This is a genomic window from Saccharothrix algeriensis, from assembly GCF_016907655.1.
Lineage (GTDB): Bacteria > Actinomycetota > Actinomycetes > Mycobacteriales > Pseudonocardiaceae > Actinosynnema > Actinosynnema algeriense.
This window is the reverse complement of record NZ_JAFBCL010000001.1, coordinates 3,123,741-3,146,086: the sequence shown is the minus strand read 5'-3', so window position 1 is coordinate 3,146,086 and position 22,346 is coordinate 3,123,741. Positions and strand designations below refer to the sequence as shown.

The 22,346-nt window shown below is 72.2% G+C and carries 21 protein-coding genes, 2 tRNA genes and 1 pseudogene; 19 read left to right on the top strand and 5 right to left on the bottom strand.

The genetic code is table 11. The features are described from left to right. Window positions 1-183: 183 nt before the first annotated feature. From JOE68_RS14250 to JOE68_RS14225, 6 genes are all read left to right on the top strand, one after another. The gene (locus JOE68_RS14250) at window positions 184-618 is read left to right on the top strand and encodes a hypothetical protein (protein WP_204842828.1); all 435 of its coding nucleotides are present in this window, start codon (window positions 184-186) and stop codon (window positions 616-618) included. Then, window positions 615-2,012: a hypothetical protein gene (locus JOE68_RS14245; RefSeq protein ID WP_204842827.1), complete on the top strand. Its 1,398-nt coding sequence runs from the start codon at window positions 615-617 to the stop codon at window positions 2,010-2,012. Before JOE68_RS14250 ends, JOE68_RS14245 begins: the two co-directional genes overlap by 4 nt. Beyond that, entirely contained in the window at window positions 2,009-2,773 is a 765-nt protein-coding gene (locus tag JOE68_RS14240) for an ESX secretion-associated protein EspG (RefSeq protein ID WP_204842826.1), read from the top strand. Before JOE68_RS14245 ends, JOE68_RS14240 begins: the two co-directional genes overlap by 4 nt. A 72-nt stretch (window positions 2,774-2,845) precedes the next feature. Beyond that, the gene (locus tag JOE68_RS14235; RefSeq protein ID WP_204842825.1) at window positions 2,846-4,855 is read left to right on the top strand and encodes an acetoacetate--CoA ligase; all 2,010 of its coding nucleotides are present in this window, start codon (window positions 2,846-2,848) and stop codon (window positions 4,853-4,855) included. 117 nt (window positions 4,856-4,972) lie between these two features. Beyond that, window positions 4,973-5,062, top strand: a tRNA-Ser gene (locus JOE68_RS14230). A gap of 39 nt (window positions 5,063-5,101) precedes the next feature. After that, window positions 5,102-5,174: transfer RNA gene (locus JOE68_RS14225), tRNA-Arg, on the top strand. 63 nt (window positions 5,175-5,237) lie between these two features. On the opposite strand, the gene JOE68_RS14220 is transcribed toward JOE68_RS14225, so the two are convergent. Together JOE68_RS14220 and JOE68_RS31175 are read right to left on the bottom strand one after the other, a co-directional pair. Beyond that, window positions 5,238-5,957 carry a tyrosine-type recombinase/integrase gene (locus tag JOE68_RS14220; protein ID WP_204842824.1) on the bottom strand — a complete coding sequence of 240 codons (720 nt, stop codon included), beginning with the start codon at window positions 5,955-5,957 and terminating at the stop codon, window positions 5,238-5,240. 11 nt (window positions 5,958-5,968) lie between these two features. Continuing rightward, window positions 5,969-6,435: pseudogene (locus JOE68_RS31175) on the bottom strand (replication initiator); the annotation flags it as partial. Between the two features lie 270 nt (window positions 6,436-6,705). Here JOE68_RS31175 and JOE68_RS14215 point away from each other — a divergent pair. From JOE68_RS14215 to JOE68_RS14185, 7 genes are all read left to right on the top strand, one after another. Continuing rightward, window positions 6,706-7,236, top strand: a complete 531-nt coding sequence (locus tag JOE68_RS14215) for a DUF6932 family protein (RefSeq protein WP_204842823.1) — start codon at window positions 6,706-6,708, stop codon at window positions 7,234-7,236. Between the two features lie 460 nt (window positions 7,237-7,696). After that, entirely contained in the window at window positions 7,697-8,209 is a 513-nt protein-coding gene (locus JOE68_RS14210; RefSeq protein WP_204842822.1) for a hypothetical protein, read from the top strand. A gap of 847 nt (window positions 8,210-9,056) precedes the next feature. After that, complete coding sequence (locus JOE68_RS14205; protein ID WP_204842821.1) at window positions 9,057-9,704, top strand: M50 family metallopeptidase; 648 nt, start codon at window positions 9,057-9,059, stop codon at window positions 9,702-9,704. Between the two features lie 224 nt (window positions 9,705-9,928). After that, window positions 9,929-10,522: a GrpB family protein gene (locus JOE68_RS14200; RefSeq protein WP_307819676.1), complete on the top strand. Its 594-nt coding sequence runs from the start codon at window positions 9,929-9,931 to the stop codon at window positions 10,520-10,522. Window positions 10,523-10,590: 68 nt separating this feature from the next. Continuing rightward, window positions 10,591-11,460: a GNAT family N-acetyltransferase gene (locus JOE68_RS14195; RefSeq protein ID WP_204842820.1), complete on the top strand. Its 870-nt coding sequence runs from the start codon at window positions 10,591-10,593 to the stop codon at window positions 11,458-11,460. Between the two features lie 34 nt (window positions 11,461-11,494). Further along, window positions 11,495-12,130 carry a class I SAM-dependent DNA methyltransferase gene (locus JOE68_RS14190; RefSeq protein ID WP_204842819.1) on the top strand — a complete coding sequence of 212 codons (636 nt, stop codon included), beginning with the start codon at window positions 11,495-11,497 and terminating at the stop codon, window positions 12,128-12,130. 171 nt (window positions 12,131-12,301) lie between these two features. Then, window positions 12,302-13,531: a serine hydrolase domain-containing protein gene (locus JOE68_RS14185; RefSeq protein WP_204842818.1), complete on the top strand. Its 1,230-nt coding sequence runs from the start codon at window positions 12,302-12,304 to the stop codon at window positions 13,529-13,531. A gap of 181 nt (window positions 13,532-13,712) precedes the next feature. Here JOE68_RS14185 and JOE68_RS14180 read toward each other — a convergent pair whose 3' ends face one another. Next, window positions 13,713-14,525 carry a serine hydrolase domain-containing protein gene (locus JOE68_RS14180; RefSeq protein WP_204842817.1) on the bottom strand — a complete coding sequence of 271 codons (813 nt, stop codon included), beginning with the start codon at window positions 14,523-14,525 and terminating at the stop codon, window positions 13,713-13,715. A 17-nt stretch (window positions 14,526-14,542) separates the two neighbouring features. On the opposite strand from JOE68_RS14180, the gene JOE68_RS14175 reads away from it, so the two are divergent. From JOE68_RS14175 to JOE68_RS14160, 4 genes are all read left to right on the top strand, one after another. Then, the gene (locus tag JOE68_RS14175) at window positions 14,543-15,427 is read left to right on the top strand and encodes a ribonuclease Z (protein ID WP_204842816.1); all 885 of its coding nucleotides are present in this window, start codon (window positions 14,543-14,545) and stop codon (window positions 15,425-15,427) included. Window positions 15,428-15,997: 570 nt separating this feature from the next. Continuing rightward, window positions 15,998-16,822 carry an SseB family protein gene (locus tag JOE68_RS14170; protein WP_204842815.1) on the top strand — a complete coding sequence of 275 codons (825 nt, stop codon included), beginning with the start codon at window positions 15,998-16,000 and terminating at the stop codon, window positions 16,820-16,822. A gap of 1 nt (window position 16,823) precedes the next feature. After that, window positions 16,824-17,165 (top strand): hypothetical protein, encoded by a 342-nt coding sequence (locus JOE68_RS14165; RefSeq protein ID WP_204842814.1) that lies wholly within the window; start codon window positions 16,824-16,826, stop codon window positions 17,163-17,165. Continuing rightward, window positions 17,140-18,129, top strand: a complete 990-nt coding sequence (locus JOE68_RS14160) for a hypothetical protein (protein ID WP_204842813.1) — start codon at window positions 17,140-17,142, stop codon at window positions 18,127-18,129. Before JOE68_RS14165 ends, JOE68_RS14160 begins: the two co-directional genes overlap by 26 nt. Here JOE68_RS14160 and JOE68_RS14155 read toward each other — a convergent pair. After that, entirely contained in the window at window positions 18,126-18,956 is an 831-nt protein-coding gene (locus JOE68_RS14155; RefSeq protein ID WP_204842812.1) for an NAD-dependent epimerase/dehydratase family protein, read from the bottom strand. The genes JOE68_RS14160 and JOE68_RS14155 overlap by 4 nt on opposite strands. Window positions 18,957-19,071: 115 nt before the next feature. Here JOE68_RS14155 and JOE68_RS14150 point away from each other — a divergent pair, with 115 nt between their 5' ends. Continuing rightward, window positions 19,072-19,284 carry a hypothetical protein gene (locus JOE68_RS14150; protein WP_204842811.1) on the top strand — a complete coding sequence of 71 codons (213 nt, stop codon included), beginning with the start codon at window positions 19,072-19,074 and terminating at the stop codon, window positions 19,282-19,284. A 151-nt stretch (window positions 19,285-19,435) separates the two neighbouring features. Then, entirely contained in the window at window positions 19,436-20,863 is a 1,428-nt protein-coding gene (locus JOE68_RS14145; RefSeq protein WP_204842810.1) for an ATP-grasp domain-containing protein, read from the top strand. Between the two features lie 654 nt (window positions 20,864-21,517). Here the strand turns inward: JOE68_RS14145 and JOE68_RS14140 are convergent. After that, window positions 21,518-22,264, bottom strand: coding sequence for a hypothetical protein (locus JOE68_RS14140; protein ID WP_204842809.1), 747 nt, complete (start codon window positions 22,262-22,264; stop codon window positions 21,518-21,520). Window positions 22,265-22,346 lie beyond the last annotated feature (82 nt).

The window sequence follows — 22,346 nt, the reverse complement described above, 5'->3', positions numbered from 1 at the left end:
GCTGCGGGTCCGCCGGTCGCGGGTCCGCCGACTGCTGGTGCGCCAGTTGCTGGTTCGCCCGTCACCGGGCCGCCCGTCGCGGGTGCGCCTGCCGTCGAGTCCCGGCCCGCCGTCGAGTCCCAGCCCGTCGCTGAGCCCCAGCCCGTCGCCGCCGGCGGTCAGACCGACCCGTCGACGACCCAGGTGATCGCATCGGGCGCCACCGCGCCGAGCTTCACCGCCGCCGCGCAGACCGACCTGGCGAAGGCGACCACCGCGCTGGACGCGGTGGACAAGCAGCAGGTCACCCTGGACATGGACAAGCAGGCGCTGCGGGAGCTGCTCGGCATCATCCGGCAGGCGCGCAGCCTGGTCGACTCCGTGCACACCCGGGCGATGGACAGCCTGGACGTCGAGCTGCAGTTCGGCCGGAACTGGGTGGGCGAGGCGATCAGCCGCCGGCTGCGCCAGGTGGCGGTGGGCGACGACTCGTCGGCGGTCCGGGTGATCGGGGACTTCAGCACGGTGCTGCGCGAGGTGGAGGAGACCATCCGGGACGCGGCGCGCAACCTCGAAGACGCCGACGACGACGCGGCGGAAGCCTTCTACACGGCCGCTGAGGAGGTCAGGATCTCGTGAGCGACGACAGGCGCGGCGGGTACGGCGGCGGCCAGGGCGGTCCGGGCGACCACGTCGGCTACGGCGGCCCCCACGGCGGTCGCGGGAACCACGGCGGCGGGGGTCACGGCGGGGGTCACGGGAGCGGTCACGGGGGGCACGGCAACGAGCCGCCCCCCAGCGACCTCGGCCAGAAGGTCGACTGGATGACGTACTCCCACCAGGCGCTCTACGACATGGTGCACACCGGGGTCGACCTCCGGGCCGCCGGTTCCGCGCAGGCCGACTGGGCGGCGGTGGGCACCGCGCTCGGCGATGTGCAGAAGCTGCTCGCCAAGGCGATCTCGCAGTCCCAGCAGGCGTGGGCGGGCCAGTCCGCCGACCTGGCGCGGGAAGCGCTGGTCTCGGTGGAGAAGTGGGCGCTCAACACCAGCGACCACGCCGAGAACGTGGCCCGGTGCATCGGCGACGAGATCCAGCACGTGCAGACCGCGCGCGAGATGATGCCCGCGCCCGCCCCCGCGCCGCCGGTGGTCGAGCCGGTCCCGGCCGGCGTCCGCTCGCCGCTGGTCACCCAGCCCGAGCTGCACGCCGGCACGCCGGGCCTGGCGCCCGACGGCGTCTACCAGCCGTCCGACGGCGGGCGCGCCCTGCCGTCGACCGGGGCGAGCAGCCCGTTCCAGGGGGTGGGGTCGGTGTCCGCGCCGGTCGTGGACTCGGTGCTCGCGGCCGACGCCACGCACCGGCAGGCGGCCGAGGTGATGGCGATGTTCCAGCAGAACTCCTACGCCGTGGACCGGACCGTGCCGTCGTTCAGCCCGCCCACCAACCCGGTCGCGCCGACCCCGCCGCCGTCCGTCCCGGGCCCGCCCGGCGCCGGTCCGCTCCCGGTCGCGCCGCCCGGTGACGGCGGTCCGGTGGTCGTGACGAACCCGAACCGGCCGCCGGCCGGCAACGACCGCGGGACGACGAACCCGCAGCAGCAGCAACCGCACCAGCCGGGCCGTGCCGGTGGTGCCGGCGGCGGCGCCGGCGCCGGCGCCGGTGGCCTGGGCGTCGGTGGGCGCGGCAGGTTCGCGCCCGGCCGCGGCGGGGCGCCCGTGCCGGTCGGCGCGTCCGGTGGCGGTGGCGCCCCGGCCCCGCTGGGCTCGCCCGGCTCGTCCAGCGGCGTGCTCGGCCCCGACGGCGGTCGCTCGTCCGCCGGCGCGAACCCCGGCAGCGTCACCAGCCAGTTCCAGTCGCCCAAGTCCGTGACGCCGCACTCGGGCATGATCGGCGCCGCGCCGATGGCCGCCCCGCCGCCCGTCGCGACCACCGCCGGCGGCAACGAGCGCAGCCGGCCCGGGTACCTGGAGGAGGACGAGAACCTCTTCGGCGTCGATCGCAAGGCCGCACCCCCGGTGATCGGCCTGTGACCGAACGCGTCTTCCGGCTCAGCGCGCCGGAGTTCTTCCTGCTGTGGCAGGCGGTCCACCGCGAGGCCCACCCCGTCCCGCTCGGCACCCGGCACTACGGGCACACGCAGCAGGAGCGCGCGCGGCTGGTCGAGGCGGCGTCGCGCGACCTGTCCGCCCGCGGCCTGGGCACCGTGCAGCGACCCGACGAGGAGCTGCACGGCGTGCTGCGCGGCCTCGCCGAGTTCGAGGTCGGCCTGGAGGTCGTGTTCACCCGCAACGGCGAGCAGGCGCGCGGCCTGGCCACCGCCGCGTGGCACGGCGCGTTCGCCGGTCGCGTCGGCGAACAGGTCCAGGTGACCGGGTTCCGGCCGACCGCGCTGGCCGCCCGCACCGTGTCGACCCTGCCGCCCGCGCGGCCCGGCAGCGGCCGCTCGGTGAACGTGCGGTGGGACGACTACCTGGCGGCCGGCGAAGCGGGCGTGGCCGACGGCACCGAGGGCTTCCTCGACGCCCTGCGCGCCGCGGGCCTGCACGAGCCCGAGGCCAACACCCTGATGCGGGCCGTGACCACGCGCAGCGGCGGCGGCCAGGTGGGCGTCATCGCGCGCAACCGCGCCGGCTACCTGCACCCGACCGGCGCGGCGGTCTCCTGGCTGGACACCGCCGACGGCCGCTACCTGGTGCGCCGCCACGGCGCCTGGCTCGTGGTCGCGCCCGCCGACGCCCAGCGGCTGACCTCGGCGGTGGAGGACCTGGTCGCGTCGGCCGGCCGCGGCTGAGCGACCGCGCGGTCCGTCCGGTGAGCGGACGGCTGTGGTTCCGAGCGCTCCGATGGGCTAGGAACTGTGGTTATGACCGACACGCAGGCCGGCACCGCCGCCGGCGAGGCAGAGCTGCTGTGGCGCCCCGACCCCGACCGGGTCGCGGGCAGCCGCATGGCCGAGTTCCGCACCTGGCTCTCCACGCGCAAGGGCCTGGACTTCGCCGACTACCCCGAGCTGTGGGAGTGGTCGGTGACCGAGCTGGAGGCTTTCTGGGGCGCGGTCGCCGAGTTCTTCGAGGTCGCGTTCCACAGCGCGCCCGCGGCGGTGCTGACCGAGCGCGTCATGCCGGGCGCGGAGTGGTTCCCCGGCGCGACGCTCAACTACGCGGAGCACGCGCTGCGCCGCGGCGGCGACGACGACCCGGCGGTCGTGTTCCACCGCGAGGACGGCCTGACGGCCGAGCTGACCTACGCCGAGCTGCGCCGCCGCGTGGCCGCGGTGCGGGCCGGCCTGGAGTCGCTGGGCGTCGGGCGCGGCGACCGGGTGGTGGCGCTCGTGCCGAACTCGCCGGAGGCGCTGATCGCGTTCCTGGCGGCGGCGTCGCTGGGCGCGGTGTGGTCGTCGTGCTCGCCGGACTTCGGGGCGCGGGCCGCCGTCGACCGGTTCGCCCAGGTCGAGCCGGTCGTGCTGGTCGCCGTGGACGGGTACCGGTACAACGGGCGCGGGTTCGACGTGCGGCCGACCGTGGAGCGGCTGCGCTCGGAGATCCCGTCGCTGCGCGCCACGGTGCTGGTGGACCACCTGGGCGGCGCCCTGCCCGACGTGGTCGCGTGGGACTCGCTGCTGACCCGCTTCGCCGGCGCGGAACCGCGCTACGAGCCGGTCCCGTTCGACCACCCGCTGTGGGTGCTGTACTCGTCGGGCACGACCGGCCTGCCCAAGGGCATCGTGCAGGGGCACGGCGGGATCGTGCTGGAGCACCTGAAGATGCTCGCGCTGCACAGCGACCTGGGACCGGGTGACCGGTTCTTCTGGTTCACCACCACCGGCTGGATGATGTGGAACTTCCTGGTGTCCGGCCTGCTGGTGGGCACGACGGTCGTGCTGTTCGACGGCAGCCCGGCCCACCCGGACCTGTCGGTGCTGTGGCGCCTGGCCGAGCGGCACCGGGTGACGTACTTCGGCACGTCCGCGCCGTACATCCAGTCGTGCCTGAAGGAGGGCCTGCGCCCGGCGGAGCACCACGACCTGTCGGCCCTGCGCGTGGTCGGCTCGACCGGCGCCCCGCTGACCCCCGAGGGCTTCCGCTGGATCGCCGACGCGGTGGGCGGCGACGTGCAGATCGCCTCGGTGTCCGGTGGCACGGACCTGTGCACGGCGTTCGTGGCGGCCAGCCCCGACCGGCCGGTGTGGCTGGGCGAGCTGTCCTGCCGGGCGCTGGGCGCGGCGGTCCAGGCGTACAGCGACGACGGCGCGCCCGTCGTGGACGAGGTGGGCGAACTGGTCATCACCGAGCCCATGCCGTCCATGCCGGTCTTCTTCTGGGGCGACGAGGACGGCTCACGGCTGCGCGAGGCGTACTTCGACACGTTCCCGGGGGTGTGGCGGCACGGGGACTGGATCCGCGTCACCGAGCGCGGCTCGGCGGTCATCTACGGCCGCAGCGACTCGACGTTGAACCGCGGCGGCGTCCGCATGGGCACCAGCGAGTTCTACCGGGTCGTGGAAGGCGTGCCCGGCGTCGCCGACTCCCTGGTGATCGACACCTCCGGCGCCGGGCGGACCGACGGCGAGCTGCTGTGCTTCCTGGTCCTGGCGGAGGGGGTGGACCTGGCCGACCTGGAGCCGCGGCTGAAGGCGGAGCTGCGCACCAACCTGTCCCCCCGCCACGTCCCGAACCGCTTCGTGCGGGTGGCGGAGGTCCCGAGGACCCTCAACGGCAAGAAGTGCGAGGTCCCGGTCAAGAAGATCCTGGCAGGCGCCCCGCCGGAGCGGGCGGTGAGCAGGGACGCCCTGCGCAACCCGGATTCCCTGGCGCCGTTCCTGGACCTGGCCGCGGACCAGGGGGGAGACGTGCGCCACACAACCCCCTCCTGAACCCCCGGTGAACGCCCCCTTCACTGCCTTTGACCAGCGCGGACAGGGGTAGGAGGGGGGCGTTTTGCCTCACGGGCACCGACCTGTGTAACCTATGCGTCGTAGCCGAGGGCTCCGGGAGGCTTCGCCTAGTCTGGTCTATGGCGCCGCACTGCTAATGCGGTTTGGGTTTATCGCCCATCCCGGGTTCAAATCCCGGAGCCTCCGCAACACCCGGTCTCGGCCGGGTGACAACTGAAAACCGATGCGCTCGTAGCTCAACGGATAGAGCATCTGACTACGGATCAGAAGGTTGCAGGTTCGAATCCTGCCGAGCGCGCACTGGTCAGAGGCCCCACCGAGAACTTTCGGTGGGGCCTCTGACCGCATCTGTGACCGCAGTTCACTTCTCGGCGGCCTCGTCGAAGAGCACGCCCATCCGGTTGACCGCATCCTGCTGCACGCTCTCGATCACCTCGATGTACGTGCCGGTCGTCACACTGATCGAGCTATGCCGCGAGATCCGCTGGACGATTGCGGCGTCCACGCCCATGGCGAAGAGGATCGTCGCCGCCGTGTTCCGCATGTCGTGTACCCGGATCACGTGGACGCCCGCCTTGACGCACAGCGCCTCGAACGTCCGGTTGATGTTGCGCGGCTCGATCGGCGTGCCGTGCGGCGTGGTGAAGACCAAGCCCGTGTCGACCCAGTGTTTGGCCGCCAGCTTGTCGCCAGCTTGGGTTGCCCTGCGCCGCTTGAGGACGGAGACCAGGGGAGCGGGCAACGGGATCGTGGCCGCAGACGCTTCGGTCTTCACGTCGTCCAAGGTCAGCTTGCCGTCCACCCGGTGCAGTGCCTTCGTGATCGTGAGCTTGCCTTCGACCAGGTCGACGTCCTCCCACCGCAGACCCAGCGCCTCACCACGCCGCAGGCCGAGCACGAGCCCGACCGCCCACAGCGCGTACAGGCGGTGCTCCTTCGCCGTCGTGAGGAACTGCTGGGCCTCCTTCACGCTCCAGGCCCGGTGCGTCCGCTTGCCCGAGTTGGGCAGCTTGACGAGCGTGGCGACGTTGCGCGCCAGCACGTCCTCTCCCGCCGCGTCCTGAAGCGCCGCCCGCAGCAACCGCAGCAGGTAACCGGCCGCCTGCCCGGTGCGTCGGGTGAGGGGAAGCGACCCCGGACGCCGAGTTGCCGAAGTTCCGCGTCGACGCTGTGGATTCCTCCCGCAGCTCGTCAGCGTTACCCACCTGCCCGGCCGCGACCGCCTCCCGGTACGCCTTGACCAAGTCGGCCCGGAACGTCAACAGCTCCTTCCGGTCCTCAGTCGGCGCGGTCGGAGTGAAGTCGGTTTCCTCGCCCATATGCCAGCCCTCACGGCACTGCGCCATCCGCAGCGCCTTGGCCTTCCGGGCACATGGCGCACAAACGCTCTCCACAGCGGAGCCGCACGGCACGGCGACGTAGCGCACTTCGTACGTTGCCCGGTCTTCAACTTCCATCGTGAACGGCCGCTCGCACACGCCGTGCTGTTCCGCCGCACCCTTGGCCACGTCCAGCGCCATCGGCTGACGCATACGTTCAGCCCGCGTACCGCTCGTCATGCCGCCACCTCCTCTTGGAGACTCACCGTCAGATATTGAAGCTGCAAGAGCGGCAGGTGTCAGCGTTCTCGGATACGCAAGCCGTCGCTCAAAACTGAGAGACCTTCAACTTTATGGCCCTGACCTGATCATCACCGATATGGGTGGACTTGCCTCCATCGTGGCTGCAACCCTGTAACGCTAAGTGGCTCCGCTAGCGATCAACGTCTGTAGTGCGTCGCTCTCCTGCGGAGGTGTGTCCTGATCCCACAGCTCGTACCTTCCGATGTAGTGTCGGGCCGACTTGTTCTGCCTTGGGCCGATCAGCCATATGTCGCCACTTGGGAGGAGCTGACCACTGCCTTCGGCACGACGACGCACCGGAGAGCCCTGCTCTACACCGCCTTGGCACGTCTCGAGCGCATGGATGATGATGGCTTGCCGCTTGCGGCCATCTGGATTAACGGATCTTTCGTGACCGCAAAAGAGCGGCCCAGCGATATTGATGCCTTAGTTCTGATCGACGGCGAGGGGTTGGCGACTTTCCGTGACCGGTTGCTACCTCATGGTGACAGTAACGCCTACATCAACGGTCTCGAGCAGTACGAAGACGGTGGAACCGCTCATGACCACCAGACGGACTTCCACTACGTGGTGTACTACCCGCCCACGAGTGGATGGTGGGCGACTACACAAGGTGACCTTGAGCTCTGGTTCGACAGATGGTGCCGCCTGGATGACCCTAGTCTGGAGGGGGTATCAGAGAGCACACTGGTGTCTGACGCTAAGGGGTTCGTGGAGGTGAGGTGGTCCGATGGCTGACTTGCGCACCGCCCTGTACAGACGGTCACGGCCCAGGAGCCCTGGCAACCCGGTGGACCCCCGCGGGGATTTGACGAGGTACGAGGAACTCCTTGACAAGGTTCCGGTCGATTATCCGCATAAGGACTTGCTTGGGCGGACTCATGCTCAGTTAACCCAAGAAGCATTTGGTCGATCCGCCGAATTAGACCTGCACCTGGGTGGCCCAGGTGTCGACCGACACACGACCGATGCTCAGCCGCTAGGTAACTTCCTTCGCGCGCTGGATGCTGCGGCCAACGCTGTCGCTAAAAGCCTTTTCAACCTCCAGCGTTTGAGCGGAGCGCTACGGGTGACGCCCAGTCCAGGTAGTGTTCGACTGGTAGTCGAACCGCCGGAGGGCGACATCGAGAAAACCGATTTGCGTACCGAGCGGGCGGAGAGGGTGGAGGCTGTAGCACTCCGACGCATAGTCGCTTTGATGGAGGTCGCCGCCCGTGACAGTGATCCGCTGTCGCAGGACCTCGCTGCGGCTTTGTATGACCTCACGTCTTCCGCTCGGGCGGCAGTTTATCGACTTGCGCGCTCCGCGCAAGCTGGTCGATATGAACTGTCGGGAACATGGTTGGATCCCCGCTATGGGTCCACGCCCGTACGGCTCTCGCTTACTGCGGCCAGCCGTCTGGAGCGGGCCGCGAAAGAGAAGACGGAGCGCGTCGAGCACGAAGCACTTGTCGGCGAGATTGACGGTTGGCAATGGTCATCCAGTACGGTGCGCTTCAAGCCGCAGCAAGGGCGAGCTTTCAGGGCGGTCGTGCCAGAACAGTTGGCGCAACAAGTGGCACAGCTTTTGTCGCAGCGCGGACGTCGGGTGGGCGCAAGGTTCGCTGTCTTGACCGCCTATTCAGGACGAGACAGGCGTGCTAGCCACAAGGGTTACGCCTTAGAGACCATCCGTGTTCTTGATGGCAACGACGCCTCTCAACCCGAGTAGCTGCCGAAATCAGCTCTATAAGATCAAGGTGCGCGCCGCCGTCGGCGGCGCGCACGGTGCCTGTCCCGCTGGCACCGAGGCGGCATCCATCCCGGTACGCCGGGCTCCCGCTTCGCTCACGCCCGGCGGCCGGGTGGCGCGGCCTGGGCTGCACCAGGCAGCGCGCCACCGACGACGGTGGTTAAGCCAAGGGCTTCCAGCGACCACGGCTCGGGCCGATCACGTGGTTGGTCACCGCGGACTGGTGGGCACGGCGGTCGACGCCCGCCGACGCTCCGCGCCTGCGGCCAACGGGAGATGTGCGCCGCTCCGAAGCCAGCTCACCACTGACTCAGGGCAGGTGACGGAGAAGAGGCAGTAGCCCGAGGCCGACCGCAGTTGTGACCGCAACGGGATGCCATCGAGGGCTACTCGTGCACCATCTGCACCGAAGGCAGATGAGGAAGAACGCCTGGTCAGCGCGTTGACTGGTTCCTACGGATCAGAAGGTTGCAGGTTCGAATCCTGCCGAGCGCGCAGTTCGGAGGGCCGGTACCGCTTGGTACCGGCCTTCCGGGTTTCGGATCGGGTCTCGTCCACCTGGGTACGAGCGCCCCGGCCCGGCGCCAGTGCGCCGACTTCGACCTGCTCGCCGGCCCGCCCAAGCCCGCACCGCCCACCGTCGCCGCCTGGGGCGTGGCCGGTCCACCCCGCGGACGCCCGCGTTCCGGGGATTGACCAGGACCCCGCCCCTGGATAGAAGCTCTGGTGAAGGTGATCGAGGGGGGAGTGCGTGTCCGGCGACGACGTGTGGTGGGTGACCGTTCCGACTGCTTTACCCCAGTGGTGGTTATCGCTGGTCACCGGCTTGATCGCGCTGTTGGTCAGCGCAGCCGCGGTGCTGCCGCGGGTGACCTGGACACGTCGGATCGCGTTCGCCCTCAACGTCGTGGGCACCATCGCCCACGAATTCGGCCACGCGGCCGGCGGTGTCGTGACCGGCGGCGGCGTCCACCTCATCCAGGTGCACACCCCGCACTCGGGCATCGCGCACACCTGGCACTACTCGCGCTTCTCCGCCTTCGTCACATCGGCGGCCGGCTACGCGACACCCCCGCTCGCCGGGCTCGGAGCCGCCTCGCTCCTGGCCAGGGGACATGCGCCGATGCTGTTGGCACTCACGATCGCGGCCATGGCCCTGGTCCTCGTCGTGACCAGGGACCTGGTCACGCTGGCCGGCGTCGTGGCGGTGGGCGCGGTCGCCGCGGTGGCGCTGTACTCGGGGATCGAGTGGTTGCAGCACTGGATCGCCTACACCGAGACCTGGCTGCTGCTCTTCAGCGAAGCCACCGGGGTGTGGGTGCTGGTGATGCGACGTGTCCGAGGCCGAACGGACGGCGACGACGCCGACAGCTTGGCGGACATCACCAGGATTCCCGGCGTGGTGTGGATCGCCGCTTGGGCCGTGCTCATCGGATGGGCGCTGTGGTCCGCGGTCCCGTTGATGTGGCCCTGATGGTCCGGGGCCCGCACAGCCTTTTGTGCTCATGGTCGCCGTCGAATTCGCGTCCGTCAGCCGGCGGGGCCACTGCGCACCGTTCAGAGCCCCTATGAAGGACTTCCCGCAGGGGCTCTGAACGCAATTCGCCTCTCGGCGTCCACGTCGTAGAGCACGCCCATGCGGCCGACCGCATCCCGCTGCAACGCCCTTCGGGTCGAAGGTGCTGATAACGTCGCCGAGTGCCGCCGGCCGTCATCGTCGATCACGACCCGGCCTGGCCGGTCCGGGCGCAGCGGCTCCTGGACGAGGTGGGCGCGGTGTTCGCGCCCCTGGCCGGGTCCGACCGCTTCGCCTACGAGCACATCGGCTCCACCGCGGTGCCGGGTCTTGCCGCCAAGCCGTTCCTGGACCTGCAGGTGCGGATGCCGTCCCTGCCGGGCCTGGCCGAACTCGCCGACGTCCTCGCGCCGACGCCCTTCGTCGTCGCGCGGGGTGCGCGGCCGGATTCCCCCGGCGTCCACCGGGACACCCCGAGGCCGGGTGATCCCACCGACGCCGCGCTCTACGAGAAGCGGCTCTTCTCCGCTCCCACCGAAGCCGCCATCCTCCACGTCCGCCGAACCGACTCCCCCTTCGCCGGGTACGTCGTCGACTTCCGCGACTGGCTGCGCCACCACGCGGACCAGGCGCGTCGCTACGAGCAGATCAAGCGCGCCCTGGCCGAGCTGCACGCGGGCGGCCCGGACTACGACGACTACACGCGCGCCAAGTCCGCTTTCCTGGACGAGGTCCAGCCGCGGGTGCGCGACTGGGCGCGGAACCGGGCCCAGTGACCGGGGCGGTCCCACGTCCCTCCGGAAAACGCGTGTCCTGGAGCCGGGCGGCTCGTGGATCATGAAGCATGCGCTCGGACGGCTGGCACCTCACCGAAGACGTCGACCACTTCCTCGCCCGCGCCGGGGACTTCCTGCGCTCGCGCCCCACCCTGCACACCATGCCGCTGACGGTGGTCGAGGGGTTGCGGACCGGCGGGGTGGACACGCGCGGCGCCGAGGCCACCGTGCTCGGCTGGCTGGAGCGGGGAGGCGAGGTCCGGGCCATCCTCCACCGCCGTCCGTCCCAGCGCCTGAACCCCAGCCCCCTCACCCCGGAGCAGGCCGACGGCCTCGCCGCCCACCTGGCCGACCTCGGCCACCCGCTCACCGGCGTCACCGCGGACCACGACACGGCTGCCGCCTTCGCGGAGGCGTGGCAGCGGCGCACCGGCGCGACGCCGGTGTTCAACCTGCACGTCCGCCTTCACCGCCTCGGCACGCTCACCCCGCCGGGGCCGGCCCCGGCGGGGCGGGGGCGCGTCGCGGGCGCGCGGGACCGCGAGCAGGTCATCCGCTGGTGCGACGAGTTCACCGCCGACGTCGGTGGGCCGCCCATCGACTCCTGGGCCGACTCGCGCTACGCCGAGAAGCACTTCACCTTCTGGGAGACCCCGGACGGCGCCCCCGTCTCCATGGCGGGGTCGACGTCGGTGATCGCCGGCATGGTCCGGGTGGACCCCGTCTACACCCCGGCGCACCTCCGGGCACGGGGCTACGCGGGCGCCGTGACGACCGAGGTGAGCCGGGCCGCGCTGGCCGCCGGCGCGACGGACGTCGTGCTGTTCACCGACCCCGGCAACCCCACCAGCAACGCCCTCTACCGGCGCATCGGCTACGTGCCGGTCACCGACTTCAGCAGCTACGACTTCTCTTGCGGCGCAAGGGAAACCGGTTAAGAGCACGACCACCGCTGAGCTAGGGTCTCCCGGCATGAGCGCCGAAACCTGGCTGGCGGACACCCGGACCTCCTACGACACGGTCGCGGTGAGCTACGCCGACCGGTTGCGCGGGTCGCTCGAAGCGCATCCCCACATGCGGGCGGCCCTGGGGACGTTCGCCGAGTCGGTGCGCTCCACCGGTGGTGGCCCGGTGGTGGACATGGGGTGCGGGCCGGGGCACGTCACCGCTCACCTGCGCGGGCTCGGCGTCGACGCGTTCGGCATCGACCTGTCGCCCGGGATGGTCGACGTGGCCCGGCGGGAGCACCCCGGTGTGCGGTTCGAGGTGGGTTCCATGACGGAGCCGGACCTGGCCGACGCCTCGGTCGGCGGGCTGCTCGCGTGGTGGTCCCTGGTGCACGTCCCCGACGACGCGATCCCCGCGGTATTCGCGCAGTTCCGGCGTGTGCTGCGGCCGAGGTGCCCGCTGCTGCTCGGCTTCCACCACGGCTCCGGGTCGCGGTGGAAGACCGAGGGCTACGGCGGCCACCCGATGAAGGTCCGGGTCCACCGCCGCACGACCGACCAGGTGGCGGACCTGCTGTGCGACGCCGGGTTCGAGGTCGAGGCGCACCTGGTCCTGGGGCCCCGGGACCCGGTGCCCGCCGCGGTGGTCTTCGCCCGCTGACCCCCGGCCACCCCGTGCGGGCGCGGTAGCGCCAGCACCACCCCGGAACGGCAGTTGGCGTGATTCCCGCTGTTCGGTGCGGTCCATAGGTTTCTTGTGCGGCGAGGAACCGCCGGCACGCGGGCGGAAGGGCCCCGGCGACCGGAACACCGATCAGAGGGACGGACCTGGATGAGAACGAGCATGCGACGCGTCGGCGTCGCGGTCATGGCGGCCGCGGTGCTGGTCGGGACGGCCGGGCAGAACGCCCTCGCCGCGTCGGAGGACCGGGCGGGCGCCGAGCAGAACGCCGAGCAGAACGCGGAGCAGAACGCCGCGCGGGACCACGGTGAGCTGCGCCGGGCGATGGACGAGCTGGTGGCGGCCGGGGCGGCCGGCGTGGTGGTGCGCGTGCACGACCGGCGGGGCGAGTGGACCGGCAGCGCCGGTGTCGCGGAACTGCACCGCAGCGCCAAGCCGTCGCCGGAGGGGCGGTTCCGCGTGGGCAGCATCACGAAGACCTTCGTCGCCACCGTCGTGCTGCAGCTCGTCGGCGAGGGCAGGCTCCGGTTGGACGAGCCCGTCGACCGCTACCTGCCCCGGTACGGGCTCGACCGCCGGATCACCGTCCGGATGCTGCTCAACCACACCAGCGGCCTGTTCAACTACACCGGCGACGTCAAGGCCGACGGCACGCCGGAAGCGGGCCTCCCGCTGTGGGGCCAGGACTACGTGGACAACCTGTTCCGCACCTACCGGGCCGACGACCTCGTCCGACTGGCGCTGAGCAGGCCCGCCCGGTTCGAGCCGGGCGCGCGGCACTCCTACTCCAACACCAACTACACGCTGCTCGGCATGCTGATCGAGCAGGCGACCGGCACCGACTACGCCACCCAGGTCGAACGGCGCGTCCTGCGCCCGCTCGGGCTGCACGGCACCAGCCTGCCGGGCACGAAGACCGGCATCCCCGGCCGGCACGCGCACGGCTACATGCTGTACCAGCACCAGGGCCAGCAGAAGGTCGTCGACGTGACCAGGATGAACCCGTCCTGGGCGGGCGCCGCCGGCGAGATCATCTCCACCACCGAGGACCTCGACAGGTTCGTCACCGCGCTGCTGGGCGGGCGGCTGCTGAAGCCGGAGCTGCTGGCCGAGATGCGCAAGACGGTGTTCCGGAACGAGACCGAGCGCGTGGGCCTCGGGCTGTTCCAGAACGAGTTCGCCCCGGGCTGCACCGCGTACGGCCACACCGGCGGCACGCAGAGCGCCTCGTCCTACATGTACAGCACGGCCGATCGCGGCAAGCGGATCGAGTTCTCGGTCACGCACGGCCTCGTGGACGCCGGTGACCCGGCAGCGGCCAAGCGGTTCGACGAGGCGAACAAGAAGCTCGCGTCGGTCGCGCTGTGCGGCAGGGGCTAGGCGCAGGCCGGGCGAGGCGCGGTCATGGCGGCGGGGGCTCCTGACCGCGCACGGGGGAGGGCGGCGGCGCGGGGCCGCCGCCCTCTGGGCTTCAGCCCGAACCCTTCGCTCGCAACGCGACCGCACCGTCCTCAAAGGACGGACACGTCCGCTGTGCGCCCCCCGGTGGGGAAGACCCGCCCTAGCGCAGCTCCGCCAGCACCCCGTCGGTGAACGCCGGCCACTCCTGCGCCGCCCACTCGCCGAACCGGCGGTCGGTCAGCGCCACGCACGCCGCGCCCGCGTCGGGGTCGACCCACAGGAACGTGCCGCTCTGCCCGAAGTGGCCGGCCGTCCGCGGCGAGGACGAGGAACCCGTCCAGTGCGGCGACTTGCGCGCCCTGATCTCGAACCCCAGGCCCCAGTCGTTCTCGCGCTGCGAGCCGAAGCCGGGCAGCACGCCGCGCAGGCCGGGGAACACCACGCTGGTGGCCTCGGCCACCAGTGCCGCCGACACCAGCTCCGGCGACTGCACCTCCGCGGCGAACCGGCCCAGGTCGGCCGCGGTGGAGGTGGCGCCCGCGGCGGGCGAACCGTCCAGGGTGGACGACGCCATGCCCAGCGGCGCGAACACCGCTTCCGCCAGGTAGTCGGCGAACGGGATGTCGGTGGCCGCCACCACGGCGTCGGCCAGCACCTCGAAGCCCGTGTTCGAGTAGATCCGCCGCGTGCCCGGCGCCGCCTGCACGGCCGCGGAGTCGAACGCCAGCCCGGACGTGTGCGAGATCAGGTGCCGCAGCGTCGACCCCTCCGGCCCGGCGGGCTGGTCCCACTCGACCGCGCCCTCCTCCACCGCCACCAGCACGGCGTAGGACGTGAGCAGCTTCGTCACCGACGCCAGCGGGAACCGCCGGTCGACCGGCCCGTACGCGCCCAGGACGCGGCCACCCGCGTCGACGACGGTCGTGGCCGCCGCACCCACCGGCCACCGGGACACCACGCGCAGACTCTCCATGCCGCAGACTCTGCCACGTGTCCCCACGAGAGCTGGTCGTGCTCGGCACCGCGAGCCAGGTGCCCACCCGCACCCGCAACCACAACGGCTACCTGCTGCGGTGGGACGACGAGGGCTTCCTGTTCGACCCCGGCGACGGCGCGCAGCGGCAGATGCTGCTCGCGGGCGTGCCCGCGCGGGCCGTCACCCGCATCTGCCTGACCCACTTCCACGGCGACCACTGCCTCGGCGTGCCCGGTGTCGTGCAGCGGCTGTCACTGGACCGGGCGCAGCACCCCGTGCACGCCCACTACCCGGCCTCGGGCGCGCACTTCTTCGCCCGCCTGCGGCACGCCAGCTCGTTCCACGACGTGGTCGACCTGCGCGAGGAGCCGGTGACCGGGCCGGGGCCGATCGCGGTCGGGCCGTTCGGCGTCCTGGAGGCCCGCCGGCTGGACCACTCGCTGGAGACCTACGGCTACCGGCTCGTCGAGCCCGACGGCCGCCGGATGGTCCCCGAGCTGCTGGCCGCGCGCGGCATCCGCGGCCCGGCGATCCGCGAGCTGGAGCCGCCGCTGCTGGACGAGGTGAGCGTGCCGCGCCCCGGCCAGCGGTTCGCGTTCGTCATGGACACCCGGCTGTGCGACGGGGTCTTCGAGCTGGCGGACGGGGCCGACCTGCTGGTCATCGAGTCGACGTACCTGCGCGCCGACGAGCGCCTGGCGGCCGAGCACGGCCACCTCACCGCCGCCCAGGCCGCCCGCGTCGCGGCCGAGTGCGGCGTCCGCAAGCTCGTCCTGACCCACTTCTCGCAGCGCTACGCCGACCCCGCCGCCTTCCGCGCCGAGGCCGCCGAGGTGTTCGGCGGCGAGGTCGTGGTGGCGGCCGACCTCGACCGCGTCGCCGTGCCCAAGCGCCGGTAACCGCTCGGCGCCGTGCTCGACGCGGTGCTCGACGCCGATCGGTCCGATGTGGAGGGTCACGTCCCCGACCAGCCGCAGCGCGCCGACGACGATCGCGACGGTGGCCACGAGCAGGAGCAGCAGCCGCAGCAGCGGCGGCCAGCTCGTGAGCAGCCGGTGCAGCAGCGCCGGCCAGCTGCGGGGGTCCTGCGGTGCGGCCATCGTCGCTCCTCGTCCAGGGGGTCGTCGACGTCCAGTCAAATGAGCCGGGGAACCGCCCGCAACGACCGGTTCGGCAACATGCCGGCAATTTGCCGGGCGTCTGCCCGGCTATCGGCAATATGCCGGAAAGTTGCGGTGCGAACGACCGTGGATTCGGCAAGTGCTCGGCAAGGGCGCCCACCGCCGAACCGCAAGTATTCGGCATTTCCCCAGCTCGCCGGTTGAAGTGTCCGCCCTTTTGCGGTCATTGCCCCGCGACCCGCCGGGAAGGTGGTTGATCGACCGTTTGCGGTGCCGCAGGATCGGGTAACGAGTCCGCGGGCACCAGCACCCGCCCGCCACCCCGACGCACTTCGCCGAGGAGTCGCCGTGCCGGTCCCCATCGAGTACCGACTGCACAAGGCGGTGGGCGTGCGAGGGCTCGACCTCGCCCGCGTCAAGGCCACCGAGCTGGGCCGGAGGCTGCACGTCCGCCCGGAGGACGACGAGTGGGTCGTGCTCGCCAAGGTCGTCTGGCAGGTCGAGAACGCCATTCGACTGGTCACCAACGACGAGAAGAACCGGGAAATCCTCCGGTACGCCTACAACACGCCGCGGGACTCCGAGCTGAACACCCGGTGGCTCGGCGACCGGTTGGAACTGCTGGCCGGGCGGAAGGGCAGGGGATGGGCCGCGTTCACCACGAACAAGGTGGTCGGCAGGCTGACCGCGTCGGTCGGCGGGTATTTGCGCCTGACCGTGCCGGCGCCGCACGCCGGCGAGTTGGCCGAGCTGGTCGAGGCGGAACGGGATTACAGCCGGACGGGGATCGGGCGCGCGCGGGTCGAGGTGGACGGCAGCCACCTGTCGAACCTCATCGACGCCTGGAACACCTCCCGGCGCGACGAGATCGAGTACTGGCTGGAGCGCTGGACCCTGCACTTCGAGGTCGAGGACGGCTTCCTGGCGACCACCCGGACGCCGGGGGGCGGCGAGTTCCTCTGCGTGTTCACCAGCGCGGAGCGGCTCGCCGAGTACCAGCGGTCGACGGGCCGGCCGGGCTGCTCGCCGGCGCGCGACGAGGGCGGCCGGGTGCTCGACCTGGTGGCCCGCACGCCCGGCGTCGGGCTCGTCGTGGACCCGGTGGTCGGCGGGACGGGCAGCACCTATTGGACCGCCGAGGAAGTGGCGCGGCGCTGGTCGGTGGAGGGGTGACGTGACCGGAGGGTTCTCGGTCGACCTGGCCGAGCTGGACGAACTGGCGCGGCGGCTGCTGGCCGTCGCCGACGGCGGGCGCGGGCACGTGGTGTGGCGGTTCGGCGTCGACACCGGCAGGCTCGCCGAGTCCGACCCGCTGCGCGAGGCGGTGGCGGTCTACCAGCGCAGCCTCTACGCGGCGCTCGACCGGCTGTGCGGCGGCGCGGAGCGCGGGGCGGAGACCCTGCGCGCCGTCGCGGCCGAGTACCGGACCACCGACGAGGACCTCGCCGCGCGGTTCACCCGCCTGGCCGACACCTGGGCGGGTGAGCACGATGGCGGATCCACTGCGATCACCTGAGCCGGGGGACGACGACCCGCCCTCCGCGCCGCACCCCGGGCAGGCGCCCGGGACGCCGGAGCAGGCGCCGGGCAACCCCGGCTGGACGCGCGCGCTGCTCGGCACGACCACCGCGCAGCGGGAACCGCTCGCCGACGGCGCCGAGCTGCTGCCGGGCGTCGAGCCGTCGTTCTGGCGCGGCCCCGCGCGCGAGCGCTTCACCGCCGCGCGGGACCTGCTGGCCGGCGAGTGGAGGACCGCGCTCGACGCGCACGAGGCCGTGGTGCGCCGGGTCGAGGCTTACAGCACGTTCGTCCACCAGCTCCAGCACCTGTGGGAGGCCGACCGCGGCAACCCCGCCGCCCTGCGCCACACCGCGGACCTGCACCAGCGGACCGCCGCGGCCCTGGCGGCGGAGCTGCTGGCGCGCGCGGCCGAGCTGGACGCCGTGGCCGTCGAGGACGCGCCCGAGCACGACGACCCCGCCGAGGGGGAACCCGGTCCCGACTCACCCGAACCGGGCTCGCGCGGCGGCGCCGACCCGGACGGCTCCGACAGGGAGGCGGGCGGCCAAGCCGGCGCCGGCGGGGGCGGGGGCGGCGGCCAGGGCGGGGACGGTCAGGACGGAGGCGGTCAGGGCGCGGACGGTCAGGGCGCGGACGGCCAGGAGGGCGGCGGTCAGGGCGCGGACGGCCAGGACGGAGACGCGCAGGACGGAGACGCGCAGGACGGGAGCGGCCGGGTCGGGTCGGGCGAGGGCGGCCCGGTCGGCGGGAGCCCGCCGACCACCGCGGACGACCTGTTCACCGGCGGCTACGCGGGCGACGAGGCGCACCACCACCCGCCGCCACCGGTCGCCGCGCCCGACGCCCAGGGCGACCCGACCACGCCCGCCCAGCGCTTCCACCTCACCGAGAAGCTCGGCGTCCAGCTCCAGGCCGGCGTCCGGCTCTTCCGCATCCCCTGGGAGGCCCCGCGCCGCTAGCCGGCGGCGCCCGCCCACTGGTCGCGGACCAGGTCGTCCAGCGCCGACTCGCGGGGCCGCCAGCCCAGGGCGCGCAGCTTCGCGGTGTCGGCGCGCAGCTCCGGGGTCTCGCCGGGGTGGGCGGGCCGGCGCCGCACGGCCACCGGCCGCCCGGTCACCCGTTCCGCGGCGGCCACCACCTCGGCGACGGACGCCGGGGTCGCGCCCACGTTGTACGCCTCGTGCCGACCGGGCGCGGCGGACTCCAGGGCGAGCACGAACGCCCGCGCCGCGTCGCGCACGTGGACGAAGTCGCGCACCGCCGACCCGTCGCCGTACACGTCCAGGAACGGCACCCGGCCCGCCGCCACCGCGCACGCCCGGGTGACCACCCTGGTCTCGTCCCGGTCGCCGCCGCCGGCCACGTTGAACAGCCGCAGCGACACCGCCGCCACCCCGCCGGCGCGGGCGGTCCACGCGAGGGCGTCCTCGGCGGCGGCCTTCGTCGCCGCGTAGGGGTTCGCGGGCGCCCGCGGGTGGTCCTCGGCGATCACGGGGCGGCGCGGCGCGCCGTAGACGCCGGCGGTGGAGGCCAGCACGAACCGCGGCGCCGCCGCCCGGAGCAGCCGCAGCGTGCCCGTCACGTTCACGTCGTAGTAGGCGAGCGGGTCCTCGAACGACTCCCGCACCCGCCCGAGCGCCGCCAGGTGGACCACCCCGTCGGACGGCGGGACCTCGGCGGTCCGGATGTCACCCGCGAACGCGACCGGGGTGTGCCCGGCGGCGCGCAGCTGCTCCACGACGGTGCGGCCCAGGTAGCCGCGGGCTCCGGTGACCAGGACGCGCATGGGCCCATCCCAGCACGGCGCCGGCCACGTCCCTGACACAGGCTGGTAGAAATTGACCCTAAAGGTGTTGTCTTTCCCCGCCGATACAACCCAAGTGAGTTACCCGCACCCAGTCATGCACACCAGCATCGAGGGCGTGCTCGCGGACTACGCCCGCAGGGAAGCCAAGCGCCACCGCTTCCTGGAGACCGCCGCGGCCATCGTCGCCGCCGCGCCGCCATCGCCGGACGAGGCGCTGTTCGACCTCGTCCTCCCCGTCCCCGGGACGAACGCCCGGCGGGCCTTCCTCGACGGCGTCGACCAGGTGCTGCGCGACGCCGCTCGGTGATCCCGCGGGACCCGATCCGGCGCCTCCGGCAAGCTTCATCCGGTCGTTGCCGGACCGTGCTGGGCCGAGCCGCTCGCCGCCCTCTACAGTGCGTGGCACCCCGGCGCTCGCCGGTCGTCTCGTCTGCTCCTCGTAAAGCGAGTCCTCGGCGATGGATCATGTCCTGCCCGCGCTCCAAGCGCGCCTCGGCACCCTGTTCGGAGACCGGTTGGTCGTGCTCGCCGGCGGTACCCGGCTCAGTACGCGCGCCGGTGAGCTGCACCAGCTCGGCGCCCGCCACACGCTCGTGCTGTCGACGGACGACCACGCGCCGCTGCACGACCCGGAGGTCGTGCGCTGGGTGCCGCTGGGCATCGCGCGCGGGTTCGTCGCGGCCGAGCAGAACCGCCTGACCAGGCTGCTGGCCTCGCCCGGCCGCCGCGTCCGGGAGGTCCTGGCCGACTTCGACCCGACCGGCGCCGCGCTGGTGATCAGCACGCCGTACGCGCACACCCCCGAGTTCGCGGGCCGCCCGGTGCTCAACGCGCGCCGCCCCGAATGGGTGGAGTTGGAGAACAAGACCACGATCGACGCGCTGTGGGACGAGCTGTCCGCGCCGCGCGCGCCCGCCGCGGTGCTGGGCCTGGACTTCGACGGCCTGTGGGACGCCACCCTGCGGCTGGACCGGGGCGCGGGCGTCGTGTGGTCCGGTGACGGCCCGGCGATCAACGGCGGCGCGAACTTCGTCCGGCGGGTCCGCGACCGGCAGGAGGCGCAGGAGGCGTTCGAGGTGCTGCGCCCCAAGTGCGACTTCGTGCGCGTGATGCCGTTCCTGGAGGGCATCCCGGTGAGCGTGCACGGGATCGTGTTCCCGGACGGCACCGCCGTGCTGCGGCCGGTCGAGATGGTCGTGCCGCGCCGCCAGGGCCAGGCCCGGTTCCTGTACGCGGGCTGCGCGTCCTACTACGACCCGCCCGCCCGCATCCGCGAGGAGATGCGCAACCTGGCCCGGCGGGTGGGCGAGCGGCTGCGCGAGACCGTCGACTACCGGGGCACGTTCACGCTCGACGGCATCGCCACCGCGGAGGGCTTCCTGCCCACCGAGATCAACACCCGCTACGGCGCCGCCATGACGTGCTTCGAGGACGCGCTGCCGCAGCTGCCGCTGGCCCTCGTGCAGGTGGCCCTGGTCGCCGGCCACGACCTCGGCGTGTCGTCCATCGAGTTCGAGGAGCTGCTCGTCGCGGCGGCCGACAACTACCGGCACGGCACGGTCGGCGCGAACGTCCGCGCCGTCAACCCGACCGAGGTGGTGGAACGCCCCATCGTGTTCGCCGAGTGGTCGTGCCGCTTCGCGCACCCCGACGAGACCCCGCACGGCACGCTGCGGCTCCGGCCCTCCCCGCTGGGCGCCCGGCTGGAACTGGACTTCCTCGCCGACCAGCTGCCCCCCGGGCGCCCGGTGGTGGCGCTGACGGTGGCGGCCTTCGCGCTGGCCGACCAGGAGTGGCGCACGGCCCTGGGCCCGCTGGAACCCGCGATCCCGGTCGAGGACGACGTCCTCGCACCAGTGGTGGAACTGGGAGCCGTCACCGCCTGACGACCCCTACGAACACCACCTCCACCGGTTTCAAGACAACGCCGCACCGCCTCGGAACCGGCTTGGCTTTGAACCCACCCCGAACCGCCCCGAAATCGGCTCGAAGCCGCGCGCAGCGCGCACCCCGGTGTGGGCTGCGTGTCATCCCCGTATGGCCTGCGCGCAGCGAACCGCATGTGTCAAGGGGAGATCGAGACACCCGGTTGATCCACTCCCGGTTCGATCTCCCCTTGACACATGTGGTTGTCTCCGACCAGGTCATACGGGGATGGCACGACGCCCTGAGCTTGGTCTTTGTGTCATCCTTGGCGGCCTCTCGGCCGCTCTTCATACTTGTATCCCGCACGGATCCGGGTGAGATTCGGTGCTGTTCCGCCCGAGGCTGAAAAGCTTGAAAGAGTCCTCGCCGGACGGGCAGGCCGCCAAGGAGGAGGAAGAGCAAGAGCGGTCGTGTTCTCCCCGCATGACCTGTCAAAGACGACCATGCTTTCTTGGGGGGTGCAAGCGAAAAGCGTGCTTGCACCCCCCAAGAAAGCATGGTAGCCCTCCGGGCAGGCCATACGGGGAGAACACGAAGCGATCGTTCTGCACGGGGCGTGCAAACCCAAAAGCTGCGAACCGTGAACGGCCTGGCTGCGGTCCACCTCCTGGGCGCTAACCGTAAGCGGCGAGGAAGGCGTAGTGGTAACCCATCAACTGAGCGGTCACGACCGGTGGTTGGTGGGTCGGGTAGCCGCCGTTCGCGTAGGACCGCCGCAGGTCCGGATCGGCCTGGGCGAGGGCGTGCACCCAAGCCGCGTCGACCGCCTCGCCGAGCATCAGGTGCAGCGCCACGCACGCGGCCTCCACCAGCGCCTCCGGGTGCGTGCCACCGAAAGCGATGCCCTGCGCCACGTCCACGACGTGCTTGGGCGCGACCTCGGGAACGGCGATCGCCAGCGCCATCGAGCACGCCACCTCCGCGCCCACCAGCGCGTCGAACACCTTCGGCGCGTTCTTGGCGACGGCGTAGCGGGTGTGGGTGATCCAGTCCGGTGGGAGGCGGGGGAGTTCGCGGCCCAGCGGGTTCCAGTGGCGGCGGGTGCGCTTGCCGTCCTCGGTGAAGCCCGCGCTCGCCAGCGCCGTCGCGGCGAGCAGGAAGATCACCCGATCGCGCACCGCGCCCGCCACCTTGTAGCTCGCGCCCAGCCCGGCCAGGAACGGCACGGCGTGGCAGGTCGCCTCGGAGACCGTGTCCTCGTCCAGCAGGCGTCTCTCCAGCTGCGCGCAGGCGTCCAGGTCCCCCTCCGCCGTCCGGCGCAGGAGGTCGCCCACGCCCGCGCCGTGGGACAGTTCGGCCCAGGACACCTTCTCCAAGCCGCGCAACGGATCCGGCCGTTGCCAGGCGGGTGGCAGCTCCATGCCGGGGAAGCTACGGGATGGCGCCCGCCGGGTGCCGCAGCGGCACGGCGCGGACCGCGCGACGTCACCCGGCCCGTGCCTG